Here is a 19,433-nt window from a genome sequence, read left to right as displayed (position 1 = left end):
GCAGTAAAACACGCTATATTTTATGGGTCAGTCGTAGATGTACTGCTTTACTTCTTCCTGTTCAAAGCCGGCAAAGTCGGCGAATTCTTTGATGGCTATGAATTGATGGGGCTTTTTTCCCAATTGCTTACGGATGTTGTCCAGGATGCGGTAACCGGTCTTTTCGCTTTTGCCGGTGATTCTCTGGATGTCTTTGGCGTAAATGCAAATTCGTTTGGTCTTGATCGATAATTGGTTAGGGAAATAGTTAACTAAAAGAAATAGAATAGGTAAATTTGTCTGATCTATAAAGACCTATGTTGTATTCAATAGGCATTTTGTTGATATCATAAACCTCTCTTACCCTTTTTAATAAAGCTGTATTTAAATCAACCTTAAGTTTTTTAGAAAGCAAATTATCTGCATTTACCGCGGATATTTTTTCATGTGATGTTGAAACGATACATCCACATTCCTCCTGTAATACATCATAAAGTGGTCGGTTGAAGTTTTCGTTTCCAGTTAAACACAACTTTGGATTGAAATATGAAATGAAAAAAACAAAAGGGCCTGAATGACTTCCTCTTAATCTTTGAAGGGTTAACACAGGAGTGGTTGAGTCAATTTTAAAAAAGGCAGCTACATTTTTAGGAGGTACTTCCCAAAGTAGATGAAGTTCAAAATTTTTAATGTTTATTCCCAGGGATTTCATTTCCTGAGAGAAACTTTTCCATTTGCGTCCCACGCCTTCAATTCCGTTAGTTGATACTTTAGTTCCGGATCCTTTTCGGCGGATTAGTAATCCGTCATTAACCAGGCTTGTAATGGCCTGGCGGATGGTCGTTCTGGAAACTTCAAGTTTTTTGGAAAGTTCGGTTTCAGTAGGAAGCATTTTCCCGTCCTTCATGTATTCGGGTCGAGCAATTAGTTCTCTTAATTTCTTTTCAATCTGTTCATGTAAGGGAACTCCAGACTTCTTATCTATTGTGATCATTTTTTGTTATTTGATTATATGTCCATACAAATATAGCAAATGTTTTCAGAATTTATGAATTATTTTCAAAAATGGATGAGAATCTTCCAATATATTGATAGTAAAGACAGAAGGGTTGATGTTTCTAAAAAAAAGCAGATGAGCTCAAGAATTTAGAGTATTAATTTTGTGAAAATTGGTTAAAGATTTAGTCCTGATGAATTTGGAGTGAGAATATTGAGGTCCCATTAGTTTGGAAATATTCTTAATAACACCCGTAAGTGTTAAAAAGAGCTTAAAATATTTGTATAAAGTGTAAATGTATATACATTTGTGCTGAAAAAATGGTTCAATGTTCAAACAAATGTCGTTTTCCAGATTGCAAACCAAATAAATTGAACGTATGAAAAAGTATTTAATTCTATTTCTGATTCTTTTATCATTACCTGTGTTGGGCTTTTCACAGCAATTGCAGGTAAGTGGTAAAGTCACAGATGCCGGGAATGACCCCATTCCGGGTGTCAATGTATTAATTGAAGGAACAAGTGAAGGAACCATTACCGATATGAATGGTAATTATTCCTTAGAGGTACCAGATTCGGACGGAGTTTTGGTTTTTTCATTTATAGGGATGGAAAATCAAAGAATTCCGATTGCCGGGCAGGCAATTGTGAATGTTGTAATGAAGGAGTCCACTTTAGGCCTGGATGAGGTAGTGGTTGTTGGTTACGGTTCAAAAAAGAAAGTGAATCTTACGGGAGCTGTTTCCTCAGTTACTCCCGAATCGCTGGAAGGAAAACCGGTGGCCAATGCCGTGGAAGCTCTTCAGGGAACCACTCCCGGGTTAATTATCCAGCAGTCCAATTCTCAGCCGGGCAATAGGCCTTCCATTAATATCCGTGGGTTGAATACGTTAAACAACAATGATCCGTTGGTTATTATCGATGGTATTATCGGGGATATTCAAAATGTGAATCAGTCCGATATTCAAAGTATCTCGGTTCTGAAGGATGCATCCTCTACAGCAATTTATGGATCCAGAGCTTCTAATGGTGTTGTGTTAATTACTACCAAACAGGGATCAGAGGGGGAGACAAAGGTTAATTACAATTTTAATTACGGAATTCAGGAGGCAACTTTTCTTCCCAATATTGTTGATTCCTGGGAATATGCGGAATTAAGAAATGAAGCTCTTGTTAATTCAGGAAGAACGATTGCATTTACTCCTGAGCAGATAGAGTATTATCGTAGTGGTGCCGGACCTAATGTAAACTGGATGGAAGAAATTTACAAGTCTGCAGCCCCTCAACAATCACATAATTTATCGTTTAGCGGAGGCAATGAGAAGACCACATTCTTAACTTCCTTTGGTTTTTTTGATCAGGCCAGTCTTTTTGAAGGACCCTCTTATGGAATGAAAAGGTATAATGTGCGTCTTAACCTGGAACATCAGGTAACAGATAAATTTAAAATAGGAGCAAAAGTTGCTTACGCCAGAAATGAAATAAAGGATCATGCATATTGGACCGAGTGGATTATTGAGCAGGCAACACGTATGCCATCAATTTATCCGATTGTGGATGAAAACGGGGATTATACCTACTCAAGCGGGAGTAATAGTAATGCTTTACAACGATTAGAGCAGGGAGGGTATCGCCAAAATTCCAACGGAGATCTATCCGGGGTTTTTAACGCTGATTGGGAAATATTGGACGGTCTGAACCTGAGCGGAATGATTGGCGGGCAGTTGTATAATAACAGAATGCATGAAAACAGAAAAGCATTGGAAAACTCCGGTGATCAGGAAAATCGGATGACGGAGAATTTTGGAAGGGTTCAAAACCTGACTTCCAATGTAATTTTAAAATATGAAAAAGTAATTGATGATCATACTTTTAACGCCATGGCCGGTTATTCTTATGAAGGAGGCATTGACAATAGTTTCGCCACTTATCGTATTACCGACGAGGCGCAATATGATATTATGGCAGGTTCTCAAACTGAGAATACGCAAAACGAAGGTTGGGCCAGTGATTGGTCAATATACTCACTGTTTGGTCGTTTGGAGTATAATTTCAGAGAGAAGTATCTTTTAGAATTTAACCTGAGAGAAGATTATTCTTCAAAATTTTCGGAGGATAATCGGTCTTCTTTGTTTCCTTCAATGTCGGGGGCCTGGAGGGTTTCTGAAGAACCGTTTTTTGCGCCTGTTGAGAATTATCTGAGTTCTCTGAAACTGAGAAGTTCCTGGGGCCTTGTCGGAAACAACCGAATTGGAGATTACAGGTATCAGTCATCTGTGTCTGTTACCAACGGATACAATTTTGGAAGCCAGATGGTGAATGTGGCCGGGTTTTCTGCGTCCAACAGAGATTTGACATGGGAAACAACCAGAATGTTTAATGTGGGTGTCGATATAGGTCTTTTCAGAAATTCGCTGAATCTGACTTTTGATTATTTTCATAACATGACCAGAGATATTCTTGTTGAGCTTCCTGTTCCCGGCACTTATGGTGGCGGAGCCCCTATACAAAACGCAGGAAAGGTCAAGAATTACGGTTGGGAGCTCTCTGCAACATATAATCACAGGACCGATAATTTCCAGCATACTATAAGTGCAAATATTTCTGATTCAAGAAATGAGGTGGTAGATACCAAAGGTACGGAGTGGATTTATGGACTTGATGTGAATACCATTATTAAAGAGGGGTATCCCATTAACTCCTATTATGCCTATCGTTGGGACGGCTTCTTCCAAAACGAAGCAGAAGTTGCAGAAGGACCTCACTTGGACGGTGTAACACCTAAGCCTGGTGACATCAGGTACCTGGATAAAGATGGAGATGATCTTGTGAAGGAAGATGATGACCGGTTTGTGTTAGGGAACTCTTTCCCGAGATTTACCTATGGTTTTAATTACTCCCTGAAGTGGAAAGATTTTGACTTTTCCATGTTTTGGCAGGGGGTTGGTCAAAGGAGTGTTTGGATGAGAGGGGAGTCTGTAGAAGCTTTTCACAACAACAATGAAGGACCGGCTTTTGATTTTCATATGGATAGATGGACTCCGGGGAATACAGATGCCACCTATCCTCGTTTAACAGTTGGTTCTGAGTCTGCCAATAATGCAGCCAAATCCGATTTCTGGATTCAGGATGCTTCCTACCTTCGTTTAAAGAATGCTCAGTTGGGATATACTTTTCGCAACAATATGATAAAATGGATTGGTGTTGATAATTTCCGGTTTTATGTGAGTGTGCAGAATGCCCTTACCATTACCGATATGATTGGCGGTTGGGATCCTGAAACGGCAGATGGTAGCGGACGTATATATCCGGTAGCAAGGACTTATTCAATGGGGTTGAATCTTAATTTCTAAGAAAAGACCGATGCGAAATGAGCATGACAACGAATATTGCTGAGAAGTTGATAAATATTGGAATGCCCGTTCCATTAGACCTTGAAATTTAAAAAATAGACTAATGAAGACACAATTTAATATATTCAAATTATTGGCTGTTTTAATTTCTTTTTCCGCAGTATCCTGTGTTGAATTAGAATTGGAGCCATATGACAGAGAAACCGACCAGACTTTCTGGCAAAAGCCTGAAGCGGGTTTGTATGCAATAAATGCCTGTTATCCTACACTTTCGAGTGCAGCAAAGGTGTTTTATTCTGATGCAATGACAGACAATGGTTATACCAAAGTCCCTAATGCATTCAATCAAAGTATCGGTAACGGATCGTATTCTACGGCAAATGAGTATGTACAGAATGAATGGTCTGATAGGTATTCCGGTATCAGGGCCTGTAATCTGTTGTTGAATAACATTGATCAGGTTCCTGAGTTGAGCGAGGAACTTTCCAATAGATACTCTGCAGAAGCAAAGGTTATCAGAGCTTACCATTACTTTGAGCTTTATTCGAAATTCGGAAATGTATCCTATGCTACCGATGTTATTTCAATAGACCAGTCTCAGTCGGTTTCCAGAACGGAGAAAGAGGTTATTGTTGAAGAATTGCTGAATGACCTTGATGAAATAATTAACAATGAATACCTGCCGTCTTCTTATAGCGGAGACGATGTTGGTCGCATCACTCATTGGGCTGCTATGGCCTTAAAAGCCAGGATTCTGCTTTTTGAAGGTAAATATCCCGAATTATTGGATGTAACAGGAGATATTATTAATGATGGTCCTTTTGCTTTATTTGAGGATTATGAATCATTATTTTCTCTTGAAAATGAAAACAATTCAGAAGTAATACTCGACTTGCAATACCTTCAGTCAAGCAGGGAGCATAGTGATCAGTATCATTTCCTTCCTCCTTCTCTGGGCGGATACTCGCAGCTTTCACCGGTTCAGTCGTTGGTTGACAGTTATTTGACGTTGGATGGTTATAACATTGAAGAAGCTCCGGCAGCAAGTTTTGATCCTGAGAATCCGTACGAAAACAGGGATCCCAGGCTAAAAGCAACGGTTGTATATGATGGAAATAGTTATCCATTGGCTGATGGGAGTGACCATTTTGTTTATACCGAGCCGGGCAGTGGTCAGGATGCCTTTGGAGCCAGCTCTGATGTTACCGCGACAGGTTATTATTTGAAAAAATACTGGGATAAAAACTATCGGGCCAATCTTATGTCCGGATTAAATATTATTCTGATCCGTTATGCCGATGTATTATTGATGCATGCTGAAGCCCTTGTGGAAACCAGTGGCATGGATGAACAGGGTTGGAATTTGACCATTCGTCCGTTGCGAGAAAGAGCCGGGTTTAGTGATGCAGCAGCTCTCGGTTTTCCGGGTGGTTCTACCGATGAATTGAGATTTATAGTCAGAAATGAAAGAAGGACAGAACTTGCGTTTGAAGGATTGAGACATAAAGATATTATACGTTGGGGAATTGCTGAAGATGTTTTGAATGGATGGGTTTACGGAATGGAAGTAGAAGGTGTTCAGGGCATGGAAGACGGACATGTTGCTATTGAAGAAAGGTCTTTTGATGCTTCGAAGCATTATTTGTGGCCTGTTCCGCAGACAGAGAGAGACTTGAATTCTAATCTGAGCCAAAATCCTAACTGGTAAACTAAATAAGTATTTGCTATGAAAAAGTTATTGATATTTGGGCTGTTCTTAACAGCTATATGGGCATGTGAGGATGATTTCAGTTTAAATACTGATTTCAATGCTCCAACAGATCTTTATTCGCCGGAATCAGTGAATATTGACCTTTCATCCGGAGAAATGATTGAACTATCATGGACAGGAGGTGGAGCCGAGGACGGTTCTACCGTTATTTACCAGGTTTTGTTTGATGAAGAAGGGGGAGATTTTTCCGCTCCTCTGGATACGCTCTTAAGCGATTTGGGTGCAAAAGCACAATTGTCATTAACTCATACTCAGCTGAATACTCTTGCGCGCAGGTCAGGAATCGTTCCTGAAAGCACAGGGAAACTGATATGGACTGTATTGACTTCAAAAGGAGGTGTTGTTCAGAAAAGCGATATGGTGAAGGAGATTAGTATTACACGTCCCGAGGGGATTGATAATTTTCCTGAGCAGTTGTTCCTGTATGGAAATGCTACGGAGAACGATGGCAACGGGGGATTGCCATTCAGGAAGGCAGAGGATGGAGTGTTTGTAATATATACCGAAGTGCCCGTTTCAGGAGAAGTCTTCTTTACCAGTGCCACCTCCGGAGATTCTTTCACTTATTATGCAGGATCTGATGGGAAATTGGCCGAGGGGACAGGTGGTTTTGGTGTTGATGCAAATGCTGATCCTTACCGAATCACTGTTGACTTTAATTCTCTGAGTGTTCGTACTGAGGTGATTTCGGACGTCAGAGCTATTTGGGGAGCAACATATGATGTTATTGGCAGTCTTGAGTATATCGGCAATGGTGTCTTCCAGGCCGAGAACTGTGACATTGTCTTTATTGATCAATCCAGACCGGAGACAAATCCGCCGTCATGGCTGGGTTGGACAGAAGAGCGATATTATTTTATCGCAAATGTTGATGGCAACGATTTATGTTGGGGACGTAATGACGGTATTAGTCCTGAAAGACCTACAGGCGGTGAACCTCTGTCATTTTATGAGATTGGTGAATTTGCATGGAGCCAATGGGATCATTTATGGAAGATGAGCGGTGATTTGGATTATACCTCTGCTACAATTACAATAGATACAAATATTGAAGGCATTATGGCACATCAGTTTTCTGATATTGTTCCTTTAAATTAGCATGTAGCAGGTGCATGGCAGCTCTTTTGGAGCTGTCATGTGCTTCATCGTTTGTACAATCAAACTGTTGAAAAAATGCTTCAACGACTAGGCGGAGTGACACAAAGGATTTGTTGCTCTTGTCTTTGATTGCCAGTTGTTTGGGAATAATTAACGGAATATTGAGAAGGATTTCATATTAAAAATTATATGACCATTTGATAAATGCGACAAGTTTGATCATAACAGACTTATGTTGATTCGATGTTTGTTGTAACTGTGCGCTTTTTGAAGGTTTAAAAAAATATTGGAATGAGAGTAAAGTTGTTTTCCCTATTGATTTTTCTTTTTCTGATTGCCTGCGGAAGTCAGGAAGAAGAGTATGTCCCACCGGAGAAATCTCCTGATGAACCTGAGGAAGAAGAGATTCTCAGTCATGAAAAAGGTAAGGAAATATTTGATTTGATTAATCAATATTATTCAGCTACCCCGGGAGGTTTAATGAATGAAAGTTATCCTTCCAGGAGTGATGATCCTGAGTTGTCTTATTTATGGCCTTACGTAGGCTATGTGGACGGATCAGCAATGCTGGCTGAGGTTGGATATGAGATAGATTATCCTCTGATAGTAGATAATTATGAAAAGTATTTTAGTGAGGGAATGTATGGCAATAATCTTGGAGCTTACTCTTCGTCTACCAACGGCACTACAGGCCAGGGGACACGTTTTTATGATGATAATGCTATAGTGGGTTTAAGTTTATTGGAAGCTTATGAAATCACCGCTGATGAAAAATATCTGGAAAGGGCAGAAAAGATTATCCCATTTATTATGGGGGGTGAAGATGAAGAGTTGGGTGGAGGAATCTGGTGGAATGAAGATCAGCTATATAACCCGGGATCGGACTCTGACAAAGGAATTAGTTCCAATGGTTATCCTGCTTTGTTTTTCCTTAAGTTTTACACTCTTGCTGATGGTTACAGCCAAAAGGCTGAATTGCTTTCTACATCAAAGCGCTTGTACGAATGGGTTCGAACAACTTTTTATGATTCGGGGAATCATACTTATGCCAATAGTATTACAGCTGATGGGAATATTAACCATACGCGTTGGACGTATAACTCAGGTGTAATGATTCAGGTGGGAGTTGAATTGTTTAAGATCACCGGAGAACAAGAGTATCTTGATGAAGCTATTGCTGCCGCACAGGGAGCTTATGATTATTACGTGAAACCCAGAAATGGAATGGCCATATCATATCCCGATCATGATCCCTGGTTCAATACCAAGTTGCTGGACGCCTATATCGACCTGGCACCATATTACAATGCTGCCGGCGGTTACATCGACAGTTATCTGAATTTTATCGATTACGGGTATGAGCATGCACGGACTTCAGAAGGATTCTTCTATGAAGACTGGACAGGTGAAGACCCAAAGAGATATTACTCTTTGTTGATGCAGGCTTCTGTTGTGGAATCTTACGGAGCGCTTTCCCTGTTTTATGAAGAAGAATTTTAATGGAAAAGTTTATTAGTTTTTGATATGACGATGCTATCCGTTGGGAATAAAAAAAATATGAGATTTTGGGTTTGGGCATTTGTAATAGCGGGATTGTTAGGTTCCGGATGTGTTCGGAGCAATAAGAAGGATTATGAAGATACTGCAAATGACTTGTTCCTGAAAGTCTGGAATAAATATCGTATGCCGGAGTATGGTCTCTTTTTCGAATATTTCCCACAGGATCATAAACCTGAGATGTTTTATTTTCAGGATTCTGTAAAGAGTGCTCAGGAGGTTGCATTTCTTTGGCCTATGAGTGGAGTGTTTTCTGCGACAAATGTACTAATGGAACTGGATTCAGTTCATTATTTGCCATATCTGGATTCTATGGTGTATGCTGTGGATCAATATTATGATGCTTCTCGTCGGCCAGCCGGCTATCAGGCCTATCCGACTGCTCTCAATCATGCAGACAGGTATTATGATGACAATGGGTTGGTGGGGATCGATTATATTGATGCTTTTGAAGTGACCGGTAATTCGGATTATTTGATAAAAGCCAAAGAGGTAATGGAGTTTATTAGGAGTGGATGGTCCGAAGATTATGGAGGAGGTATTTCGTGGTTGGAGGGTGTCAGAGACCAAAAGCCTGCATGCTCTAACGGAAAGGCGACCGTGTTGGCATTAAAACTGTTCCAGGCAGCTTCTGAGAGTGCGTATCTTGATTACGGATTGGCTTCCTATAATTGGATGATGGATCAGCTGAGGGACGATTCCTTAAATATTATGTGGAATTCTCTTTTGACGAGTGAAAAAGAGCCTGGAGTTGTGCAGAAACATGCTTATACTTACAATACTGGGGTGATGATTCAGTCGGCTGTTCGTTTGTATAAAATTACCGGTGAGAAGGACTTTTTGGATGATGCTCAATCACTGGCTGAAGGGAGCTATAATTACTATGTACATTACACAGAGCAAGGAGTTCCATATATTGAGGATTTACCGTGGTTTGTGGTTGTTTTGTTCAGGGGTTATCATGAATTATTTGAAGTGGATAACAATTCAAAATACATCCATGCGATCATGAATGCGGCAGATTATGCCCTTGATAATGCGATTGATTCTGATGGGCTTTTCTTTCATGACTGGACAGGTCGTAGTGGAGAGAAGGGACAGCCCAAATGGTTGCTTGATGAAGCCTGTATGGTAGAGCTTTTTGCCCGAATAGCACTCATTAGAAAGGGAGTTGATGATTCGTATGAAGATTAATGATTTTTCAGACTGAAATTCTGACGTCCGACCTATAAGGGCTTCATGACCAGGGGAATTATGTAAGGTAATATTGATTGTAAAAAGAATAAAAAATGAGAAAAAAAAATTTACTTTTTTTGGTGATAGCAATGGGACTGCAATTTGGTGCTTGTTCCACCGAAAAATTAACTGATTATGTGGATCCGGGAATTGGCACAGTTCACAGCCGTTGGTTCTTTTATACGCCAGGTGCTGTCCCTTTTGGAATGGCCAAGTTGGGGCCTTCTACCGACGGAAGTTATGGGAATGAGCAGGGCTGGGAAGCAGTAGGATATGACGGAAGACACAATTCGATAGAGGGATTTGCCTGCTTTCATGAGTTTCAGGTTGGAGGTGTTATGGTTCAACCGATGGTTGGAGAGTTGAAAACAAGTCCCGGGCTTTTGGATAATCCCGATGAGGGATACAGATCCCGGTTCGATAAGAAAGACGAGTATGCTACAGCAGGGTATTATTCTGTACTGTTGAAAGACTATGATGTAAATGTTGAGTTGACCGCCACCAAACGAGTCGGTTTTCAAAGATTTACATTTCCTGCGTCTCAGGAGTCCAAAGTTATTTTTGACATCGGTAACCGATTGGGCGAAAGTGGAGAAGCCCGTGATGCGTATATAAAAATATCAGATGAAAATACTCTTGAAGGATATGTGATAACCAAGCCTGAGTATGTGAAAAAGTATCAACCGGATGCTGAGGTTAAAATGTATTTTTATGCCAAAGTAGATAAACCTGCGGAATCTGTTAATACTTTTTTTAGAAATGGTGAAGTTTCGGACAATAGTGAAATAAAAGGAAAAGGAGCTTGTGCTGTATTGAATTATACTACTGCAGAGGATGAGGAGGTTAATCTGAAAATAGGTCTTTCTTATACTTCAGTGGACAATGCTAAGGAGAATTTTTATAGCGAAGCCGGAGATAAAGACTTTGATGACGTGAAGTCTTCGGCGCTCAATACCTGGAACGATTATATGGGTCGTATTAAGGTTGAAGGAGGTGCTGAAGAGGACAAGGTTAAGTTTTATACCGGATTATTTCATGCTCTTCTTGGACGAGGCCTTGCCAATGATGTGGATGGTTCTTATCCAATGAATAATGGGGAAGTAGGTGTTATTGAGAAAGGTGAAAACGGAGAATTGCTTCACAATCATTACAATACAGATGCCATTTGGGGCGGATTCTGGAATCTGACACAATTGTGGGCCATGGCCTATCCTGAATACTATGCCGACTGGATTCAGAGTCAATTATTGGTCTATAAAGAGACCGGTTGGCTTAGCGATGGAATTGCGAACAGCAAATATGTTTCCGGGGTGGGAACCAATTTTGTGAGTTTGGCCATTGCCTCTGCTTATAACTGTGGCATCAGAGATTTTGATGTTCATACCGCTTACCAGGCAGCCTTGAAGAACGAAATAGGCTGGGAGAACAGGATTGAAGGGGCTGGTAAAATGGATGTTAAACAGTTTGTTAATAAAGGATATGTTCCTTATTCGGAAGATTTGCCTTTTATGACCACCACGGAAGGATCCGGATTTGCCGCCTCGCACACCCTTGAGTATTCTTTTAGCAGCTATGCTGTGGCTCAGTTTGCGAAACAGCTTAACAAGAGCGACGATTATGAAAAGCTTATGAGGCTGTCAAAGGGCTGGGAAAAGTTGTATGATGCGGATAAGAAATTGATTCGTCCTCGGAATATGGAGGGGGAATTTATTGAGGAGTTTGATCCTTTGGCACCCTGGATCGGTTTTCAGGAAGGTAATGCCGTTCAATATACGTTTTATGTTCCCCATGATATTGAAGAATTGGTAGGGTATATGGGTGAAGAAACCTTCAATACCCGATTGGACTCTATTTTTATCCAATCCAGAGATAATATTTTTGGTGGAGGAACTGAAGTTGATGCTTTTTCCGGTCTTACGGCGTTGTATAATCATGGAAATCAGCCGAATCTTCATATCTCATGGTTGTTTAATTACTCGGGTAAACCTTATCTTTCACAAAAGTGGGTAAGAACAATATGTAATGAGTTTTACGGGGTTGAGCCAATGCATGGTTATGGTTTTGGCCAGGATGAAGACCAGGGACAGCTTGGGGCATGGTATGTAATGTCTTCTATCGGTCTGTTTGATGTGAAGGGGCTTTCTGAAATTAATCCTGAATTCCGGATTGGAAGCCCGCTCTTCGATAAAATCACCATTGATTTAAATAAGGAGTATTATAAGGGGGATCGCTTTGTGATAACTTCAAAAGGGAACTCTCATGATACCCCTTATATACAGAAGGTTTTTGTCAATGGAGAAGAACAGGATAATGTCGCTATTCCATTTGAGAAAGTTGTGAATGGTGGTGAACTGACTCTGGAAATGGGTCGGAATCCAAATGTTCAACTCAACGGAGAATAAAACTAAACGTTGTCTTATAAAGAAGGTGAAGGAGTTAATGATGAAGATCTGTTAACTGGTATATTTTATTTATGTGTGTCTGTTCTGAAGCTTGCTTTAGCCTTACTCATAGTCTTGCGTTGTAATTCCCTGCTTGACGGGGGTAAACGATGAGTCGTTTGGACAGGCTTCCGGGCAGATACTTTTTACAAAAATGAAAACATGAAAAAAGCAGAGGTAAAAAACAACAGTTTTAACAAATATCCTTTTATTGAGGTTTCCGGAGATGTTGTATGTGGATGGGAAGAAATTAAAACTTCTTTGTTTGATGGCAGGAATATAACCATTACGGTTGATTGTTATCAGGGGGTTTTTATCGAAGAAATAGAAAAAGCTTTGGGTAGTCAGGCTTTATTTGTCAGAACTGAAGAGTTTTTTAAGCCGGAGGAAGAGATTCTGAGTTTAACACAGAGAGATGTCACAGATGACGAAGTTTTCGGAGTAATAACTCATCTGAAGATGAAGGATTTCCTTGATGAAAAGAAAGTGGAGGCCGTAAAGGAAAAGCTGTCGGGTAAGTCGGAGAATATTATTGTCTGCGGCCCCGGAGCCTCTCTGTTTTTGGAAAATCCTGATGTGAGGGTTTATGCTGACATGGCACGATGGGAAATACAAAAAAGGATGAAGAATGGGTTGGTTAACGGTTTGGGTGTAGTCAATAATAGTGAGCCTTTTAATCATCAGTATAAAAGAGGATTTTTTGTAGATTGGAAAGTTTGCGATAGACATAAAAAAGAGTGGTTTTCTCATTGTGATTATTTGCTGGATACCAACAATTCGGATAGTCCTAAGTTGGTGGAGATGAGTGTGATTGGCAATGGTCTTAGAAGAGCTGCACGCCGTCCATTTAGTGTTGTGCCATTCTTTGACCCAGGTGTTTGGGGTGGTCATTGGATGGAACAAAAACTGGATCTGGAAAATAAAGAGGCTCCAAACCATGCCTGGTGTTTTAATTGTATTCCCGAAGAAAATAGTATTTTGTTTAAGATAGATGGCAAACTTATTGAACTTCCTTCTGTTGATTTGGTGTTTTTCGAGAGTGTTTCTCTTTTGGGCGATGCTGTTGAAGCCCGGTTTGGAAAGGAATTTCCGATAAGGTTTGACTTTTTGGATACGATGGGGGGAGGAAATCTTAGTTTGCAGGTTCATCCGGATACCACCTACATTCAGGAGAACTTTGGGATGCACTACACCCAGGATGAAAGCTATTATTTGCTGGATGCAGGAGATAGCGGGACTGTTTATTTAGGCCTCAAAGAGGATGCCGATGTTGATAAAATGTTTACAGGTTTGGTTAAAGCCCAGGAAGAGGGTGATCCTTTTGATGCTGAGGAGTATGTGAATACATATCCTGCCAAAAAACATGACCATTTTTTAATTCCTGCCGGAACCATTCATTGTTCCGGAAAAGATTCCATGGTGTTGGAGATTAGTTCAACTCCGTATATTTTCACCTTTAAAATGTGGGATTGGGGAAGACTGGGACTAGATGGAAAGCCCCGTCCTATTAATATTGGCCATGCACAAAATGTTGTAAATGCTGAACGAAGAAGCCGATTTGTCGAAAAAGAGCTGATTAACCGATTTGAAGTGGTTAAAGAAGGAGAGGGTTGGATGGAAGAAAAGACCGGTTTACATGAGCGTGAATTCATTGAGACCCGCCGACATTGGTTTTCAGAACCTGTGCTTCATGAAGCCAATGGTAGTGTTAACGTACTTATGTTGGTTGATGGAGAAGAAGCCGTAGTTGAAAGTCCGGAATCCCTTTTCGAACCATTTGTAGTTCATTATGCTGAAGCATTCATTGTTCCTGCATCGGTTAAATCTTATACCATTTCGCCATGTGGATCGAGTCAAGGGAAGAGGATTGCAACGATTAAAGCATATGTCCGAATTTAAAAAATATTTATGAAAGCAAATATAGCAATAGGTGTTGACATAGGCGGAAGTCATGTTAGTTGTGCCGCAGTTAATATAGGAAAAGGAGAGATTCTTCAGAATACCTTTTTCGAAAATGCAGTAGATAAACATGCATCATCTGAAATTATTATACAAACCTGGGGGCAGACAATTCTTAAAACCATAGAGATGGTGGGATGGGATAGGATAAATGGAATTGGATTTGCTATGCCCGGCCCGTTTGATTATGTAAACGGGATCTCTCTTTTTAGTGGGGAAACTCAAAAATACGAGAATACCTATGGCCTTAATGTAAAGGAGGCAATTAAAAATTTCATGAGAAGTCCCGGAAATATCAAAGTTCGATTTGTCAACGATGCCGCTGCTTTTGCCATTGGTGAGGCCTGGGTTGGAAAAGCATCTGAAGTGAAAAAATCTGTTTCAATCACCATTGGCACCGGTGTGGGTTCTGGTTTTATCGAAGATGGAGTCCCTGTTTTTAAAGGAGCAATGGTGCCAAAGGATGGTTTTATCTGGGATTTACCTTACCAGGAGTCTGTAGCAGATGATTATTTCTCAACACGGGGTATTGTGAAGGCTTATCAATCTTTAACAGGAATAAGAATTAATGGAGCAAAAGAAGTAGCCTTAGAAGCTGGAATTAATAACAACGAGGCCGTAAAAGTTTATCATGAATTTGGGGCAGGCTTAGCATCGCTGCTATCACCATGGTTAAAGGGATTTGGCGCAGAGATGTTGGTTCTGGGGGGTAATGTTTCTAAAGCATTTAAGTTTTTTGAACCGTCCATGAAATCTGTATTTGAAAAAGAGGGTACAGAAATTATCGTAAAGGAATCTGAGCTTAAAGACAAGGGACAAATTTTGGGAAGTTCCCGACTTATGGATGATTCTTACTGGGATAAACTGGGAAGGCAGATTTAATTTTATAAAGTGAAAGATGTTTGCCTTCTTATTTTTAACAATGTATTCTGTGAATGAGAATGCTTATATTTTTATCTTAATAATATTTCTCTATCCGTTTTCGTGCAGCTAAAGAAAGCGAAATATGATGAAAGGATCGCGATTTATAGAAAGTCAATAACAGGAGAAGTTCCTATAAAAAATACAGCTAATCTTTCAGATTAACGTTAGAGTAGTAAATAAGAGGCCTTGATGTCTGATAGTAATTTTTTAGTGATGTAGATTCTTCTTTTCCACTTGTCATATTTGAAGAGGTATCCCTGATTAATTTTTGGATGAAGATGTTAGGCTATTGTTAAGATAGGATAAGATCATTTTATTACGATTGGTATTAGTTATGTCAACCATTATTAAATCCCGCAATAAAGGGATGGTGAAAGCAAGGTTGATAATTTTTTTACTTCATTAACCCAAAACTAATCCGGGTTTTAACCTAAGTATTTTAATATTTGACATTAAGGTTTTGTTGTATTTTTCAAAATGCTGCAATCCGATTTTTTATGTTGCAATTGTTTGAAAAAGGTATGATTTCCTCCTGATCGTTGGTATGGCTGAGTTGTTATTAATCATGTAAAAAATATTTATAGTATGCTGAAAAAATCTTTATTTCTGTTTTCTGTAATGTGTTTATTTGGGATGAATTCATATGCCCAGTGGAAACCTGCAGGGGAAAAAATTAAAACATCCTGGGCAGAGGACATTGACCCGGACAATGTACTACCTGAATATCCACGTCCGATTATGGAACGTACTGAGTGGAAAAATCTCAATGGTTTGTGGGAATATGCCATTTCAGCCCGGAAAAATACAGAGCCTTCTGATTATGATGGAGATATTCTGGTGCCTTTTGCTGTTGAATCCAGCCTGAGTGGTGTCCAAAAGCGGGTTGGTGAGGAAAATGTTATTTGGTATAAGCGCACATTTGACGTTCCTGCATCCTGGAAAAAAGAGAAGTTATTAATTCACTTTGGGGCGGTTGATTGGAAAACTGAGGTTTGGTTGAATGATGTAAAAGTTGGAAGTCATGAAGGGGGATTTACACCATTTTTCTTTGATATTGCACCATTTCTGAGTAAGCAGAAAAATCAGGAATTAAAGGTGAAAGTCTGGGATCCATCTGACCGTGGACCTCAGCCAAGGGGGAAACAGGTGAATAATCCTGAGGGAATCTGGTACACCCCTGTTAGTGGTATTTGGCAAACAGTCTGGCTTGAACCGGTATCTCATAAATACATTGCCGATTTACGTACTACTCCTGACATTGATAAGGATAAGGTTTTTGTTGATGCTGAGATTTTTGGAGAAGGTTACGGAGATGTTGTGCAGGTAAAAGTGATGGATGGAGGTAAGGTTGTGGCAGAAAGTGCAGCTTCATCAAATCAAACCCTGGAGGTTGACATTCAGTCTCCGAAGCTATGGACTCCGGATAATCCGTTTCTATATGAAATGGAGATTTCCCTGGTTCGTAACGGTAAAGTAATTGATAAGGTGGACAGTTATTTTGCCATGCGAAAAGTTTCAATGGGGCGTGATGAAAATGGAATTGTCAGATTTAAATTAAATAACGAAAATATTTTTCATTTTGGCACACTAGACCAGGGGTGGTGGCCGGACGGGTTATATACAGCCCCTTCGGATGAAGCTTTAAAATACGACATTGAAAAGACCAAAGATCTTGGATTTAATATGATTCGCAAACACGTGAAAGTGGAACCTGCACGTTGGTACACACACTGCGATGAAATGGGAATATTGGTATGGCAGGATATGCCCAACGGGGATAGAGAACCACATTGGCAGATGGATCAATATTTCGATGGACAGGAATTGCAGCGGACGTCCCACTCAGAAGAGATCTTCAGGCAGGAGTGGAAAGATGTGATGGATTATCTCTATTCTTATCCGAGTGTGGTAGTATGGGTGCCATTTAATGAGAGATGGGGGCAGTTTAAAACGGAGGAAATTGCAGAATGGACGAAAGAATATGACCCTTCTCGCCTGGTAAACCCCGCCAGTGGGGGGAATCACTATCCAGTTGGGGATATTTTGGATCTACACAACTATCCGCAACCCAGACTATACTTTTATGATGCAATGCGGGCCACCGTGCTTGGAGAATATGGAGGGATAGGGCTTGCCTTGGAAGAACACCTGTGGGTTCCCGAGCGCAATTGGGGGTATGTACAGTTTAAATCATCGGAGGAGGTTACCAATGAGTACGTCAGGTTTGCAAAGATGCTGAAAGAACTGGTGAAGGGCGGTTTCTCCGGAGCTGTTTATACCCAGATAACAGATGTGGAGATGGAAGTAAACGGGCTGATGACGTATGACCGGAAAGTGATTAAAGTGGATGAAGAGAAAGTTAGAGCAATTAATCAGGAAGTTATTGAGGTGGTTGAATAGCTTTTTTCAAATGTTGACAAAGGTTTTATATATTTATTATCCACGGGAGCAAAGTTTGCTTTCCGTGGATTTTATTTAAACAGTTTTAAGATGAAATTTAAATCTTACCAGTCTTTTATTCTTGGAAGTGTACTTCTTTCCGGTTGTTTGCCTTTACAAGAAAAAAATGATGAGAGACCCAATATTATGGTAATAATGTTAGATGATATGGGGTATTCTGATTTAGGCTGCTATGGGGGTGAAATTCAGACTCCTAATATTGATGCCCTTGCCACTGGTGGAGTTCGGTTTACTCAGATGCATAACACGGCCCGCTGTTGTCCTTCACGTGCATCTTTATTAACAGGTCATTATCCTCATAAAGCAGGTATTGATGGTATGGGCGTTAACTTAAGTATGAATACTGCTACCATTGCAGAGGTGTTGAAAGAGAATGGTTATCATACCGGGATGACAGGGAAGTGGCATCTTTCGGAGACCAAGCCTGTAAATGATCCGGATGAACAATTGAGGTGGATGGCACATCAGGTTAATTATGGGCCGTTTTCGCCCTTGGAGAATTATCCCTGTAACCGAGGGTTTGATGAGCATTGGGGCGTAATTTGGGGGGTAGTTAATTTTTTTGATCCTTTTAGTCTCGTACATAATGAAGAGCCAATTAAGGAAGTTCCTGACGATTTTTATATGACAGATTTTGTTACAGAAAAATCTGTAAATCTTATTGATACTTACAGCAAGGATGATAAGCCGTTTTTTTTGTATGTGGCGCATACCGCCCCTCACTGGCCATTACATGCACTGCCGGAAGATATAGCGAAATACAAAGATACCTACAATGAAGGGTGGGAGGTTTTACGTAAGCAACGATATGCAAGAATGGTTGAAATGGGGCTTATAGATAAAAAAAACTATCCATTACCTGCTAACTCATCCCGGAAGAGTTGGGATGATTGTGAGAGGAAAGATTATGAGGCTGCATGTATGGCCGTGCATGCAGCAATGATTGACCGGGTAGATCAGGGAGTGGGGGAGATTGTAAAAAAACTCCAGGAAACAGGTCAATACGAAAACACCATAATCATGGTGCTTTCTGATAATGGTGCTTCTTATGAAAGAGGTTATCCGCCCGGATTTGATCGGCCCGGTTTTACGCGGGATTCGACCCTGATTGAATACAATTCCGACAACCCCGGAGCCGAAACTACCTGGAACTATATTGGCGACGCCTGGGCAAGTGCCTCCAATACTCCTTTTAGGTTCTGGAAGATGGAATCTTATGAAGGAGGAACAGCAACCCCTTTTATTGTTCATTGGCCAAACGGATTAAAAGACCGGGAAAACAGTATCAACAGGAGTCTTGCGCATATAATGGATCTAATGCCTACGTTAATGGAGGTGTCAGGTGCTGAATTTCCTGAAGAAATAAATGGAGTAAAGCCGAATCCTCTGGAGGGGAAAAGCATGATGCCATTATTTAAGGGGGAGTCTACTTCTATTCACGATACATTGTATTGGGAACATCAGGGAGGAAAAGCCATTCGGACAAATGAATGGAAAATGTCTGCACTGCCGGGCAAAGAGTGGGAACTGTTCTGGATAAATAAAGATTTCACAGAAACAAAGAATCTTGCTGATCAATATCCCGAACAGGTAGAGGAGTTAAATATTGTATGGAATAAATGGGCTGTTAAGCTTGGGATTAATCATCCACAAAAATAG

General features: G+C 40.3%; 11 protein-coding genes. 10 read left to right on the top strand and 1 reads right to left on the bottom strand.

What is annotated here, in order from left to right; genetic code table 11:
- Positions 1-247: 247 nt before the first annotated feature.
- Positions 248-973, bottom strand: coding sequence for a GntR family transcriptional regulator (locus W7W_RS0106540; RefSeq protein WP_010663009.1), 726 nt, complete (start codon positions 971-973; stop codon positions 248-250).
- 382 nt (positions 974-1,355) lie between these two features.
- Here W7W_RS0106540 and W7W_RS0106535 point away from each other — a divergent pair, with 382 nt between their 5' ends.
- The 10 genes from W7W_RS0106535 to W7W_RS0106490 all read left to right on the top strand — a co-directional run bounded on the left by W7W_RS0106535 (position 1,356) and on the right by W7W_RS0106490 (position 19,433).
- On the top strand, positions 1,356-4,328 hold the full coding sequence (locus W7W_RS0106535; protein ID WP_010663008.1) for a SusC/RagA family TonB-linked outer membrane protein: 2,973 nt from the start codon (positions 1,356-1,358) through the stop codon (positions 4,326-4,328).
- 103 nt (positions 4,329-4,431) lie between these two features.
- On the top strand, positions 4,432-6,036 hold the full coding sequence (locus W7W_RS0106530) for a RagB/SusD family nutrient uptake outer membrane protein (protein WP_010663007.1): 1,605 nt from the start codon (positions 4,432-4,434) through the stop codon (positions 6,034-6,036).
- Between the two features lie 18 nt (positions 6,037-6,054).
- Positions 6,055-7,197 (top strand): SusE domain-containing protein, encoded by a 1,143-nt coding sequence (locus tag W7W_RS0106525; RefSeq protein ID WP_010663006.1) that lies wholly within the window; start codon positions 6,055-6,057, stop codon positions 7,195-7,197.
- Between the two features lie 291 nt (positions 7,198-7,488).
- The gene (locus W7W_RS0106520; RefSeq protein ID WP_010663005.1) at positions 7,489-8,697 is read left to right on the top strand and encodes a glycoside hydrolase family 76 protein; all 1,209 of its coding nucleotides are present in this window, start codon (positions 7,489-7,491) and stop codon (positions 8,695-8,697) included.
- Between the two features lie 57 nt (positions 8,698-8,754).
- Entirely contained in the window at positions 8,755-9,948 is a 1,194-nt protein-coding gene (locus W7W_RS0106515; protein WP_010663004.1) for a glycoside hydrolase family 76 protein, read from the top strand.
- A 95-nt stretch (positions 9,949-10,043) separates the two neighbouring features.
- A complete protein-coding gene (locus W7W_RS0106510; RefSeq protein WP_010663003.1) occupies positions 10,044-12,392 on the top strand; it encodes a GH92 family glycosyl hydrolase in 2,349 nt (782 codons plus the stop codon).
- Between the two features lie 201 nt (positions 12,393-12,593).
- Entirely contained in the window at positions 12,594-14,330 is a 1,737-nt protein-coding gene (locus tag W7W_RS0106505; RefSeq protein ID WP_010663002.1) for a class I mannose-6-phosphate isomerase, read from the top strand.
- A 9-nt stretch (positions 14,331-14,339) separates the two neighbouring features.
- Entirely contained in the window at positions 14,340-15,272 is a 933-nt protein-coding gene (locus W7W_RS0106500) for an ROK family protein (RefSeq protein ID WP_010663001.1), read from the top strand.
- 627 nt (positions 15,273-15,899) lie between these two features.
- Positions 15,900-17,714 (top strand): glycoside hydrolase family 2 protein, encoded by a 1,815-nt coding sequence (locus W7W_RS0106495; protein ID WP_010663000.1) that lies wholly within the window; start codon positions 15,900-15,902, stop codon positions 17,712-17,714.
- A 90-nt stretch (positions 17,715-17,804) separates the two neighbouring features.
- On the top strand, positions 17,805-19,433 hold the full coding sequence (locus W7W_RS0106490; RefSeq protein ID WP_010662999.1) for an arylsulfatase: 1,629 nt from the start codon (positions 17,805-17,807) through the stop codon (positions 19,431-19,433).

This window comes from Marinilabilia salmonicolor JCM 21150, from assembly GCF_000259075.1.
Lineage (GTDB): Bacteria > Bacteroidota > Bacteroidia > Bacteroidales > Marinilabiliaceae > Marinilabilia > Marinilabilia salmonicolor.
This window is presented reverse-complemented; position numbering and strand designations above follow the sequence as displayed.

What these genes read in the sequence shown, in the direction of transcription:
- W7W_RS0106490 (WP_010662999.1), top strand. Translation starts at nt 17,805, where the DNA reads ATGAAATTTAAATCTTACCAGTCTTTTATTCTTGGAAGTGTACTTCTT.
- W7W_RS0106495 (WP_010663000.1), top strand. Translation starts at nt 15,900, where the DNA reads ATGCTGAAAAAATCTTTATTTCTGTTTTCTGTAATGTGTTTATTTGGG.
- W7W_RS0106505 (WP_010663002.1), top strand. Translation starts at nt 12,594, where the DNA reads ATGAAAAAAGCAGAGGTAAAAAACAACAGTTTTAACAAATATCCTTTT.
- W7W_RS0106520 (WP_010663005.1), top strand. Translation starts at nt 7,489, where the DNA reads ATGAGAGTAAAGTTGTTTTCCCTATTGATTTTTCTTTTTCTGATTGCC.
- W7W_RS0106540 (WP_010663009.1), bottom strand. Translation starts at nt 973, where the DNA reads ATGATCACAATAGATAAGAAGTCTGGAGTTCCCTTACATGAACAGATT.
- W7W_RS0106535 (WP_010663008.1), top strand. Translation starts at nt 1,356, where the DNA reads ATGAAAAAGTATTTAATTCTATTTCTGATTCTTTTATCATTACCTGTG.
- W7W_RS0106510 (WP_010663003.1), top strand. Translation starts at nt 10,044, where the DNA reads ATGAGAAAAAAAAATTTACTTTTTTTGGTGATAGCAATGGGACTGCAA.
- W7W_RS0106500 (WP_010663001.1), top strand. Translation starts at nt 14,340, where the DNA reads ATGAAAGCAAATATAGCAATAGGTGTTGACATAGGCGGAAGTCATGTT.
- W7W_RS0106525 (WP_010663006.1), top strand. Translation starts at nt 6,055, where the DNA reads ATGAAAAAGTTATTGATATTTGGGCTGTTCTTAACAGCTATATGGGCA.
- W7W_RS0106515 (WP_010663004.1), top strand. Translation starts at nt 8,755, where the DNA reads ATGAGATTTTGGGTTTGGGCATTTGTAATAGCGGGATTGTTAGGTTCC.
- W7W_RS0106530 (WP_010663007.1), top strand. Translation starts at nt 4,432, where the DNA reads ATGAAGACACAATTTAATATATTCAAATTATTGGCTGTTTTAATTTCT.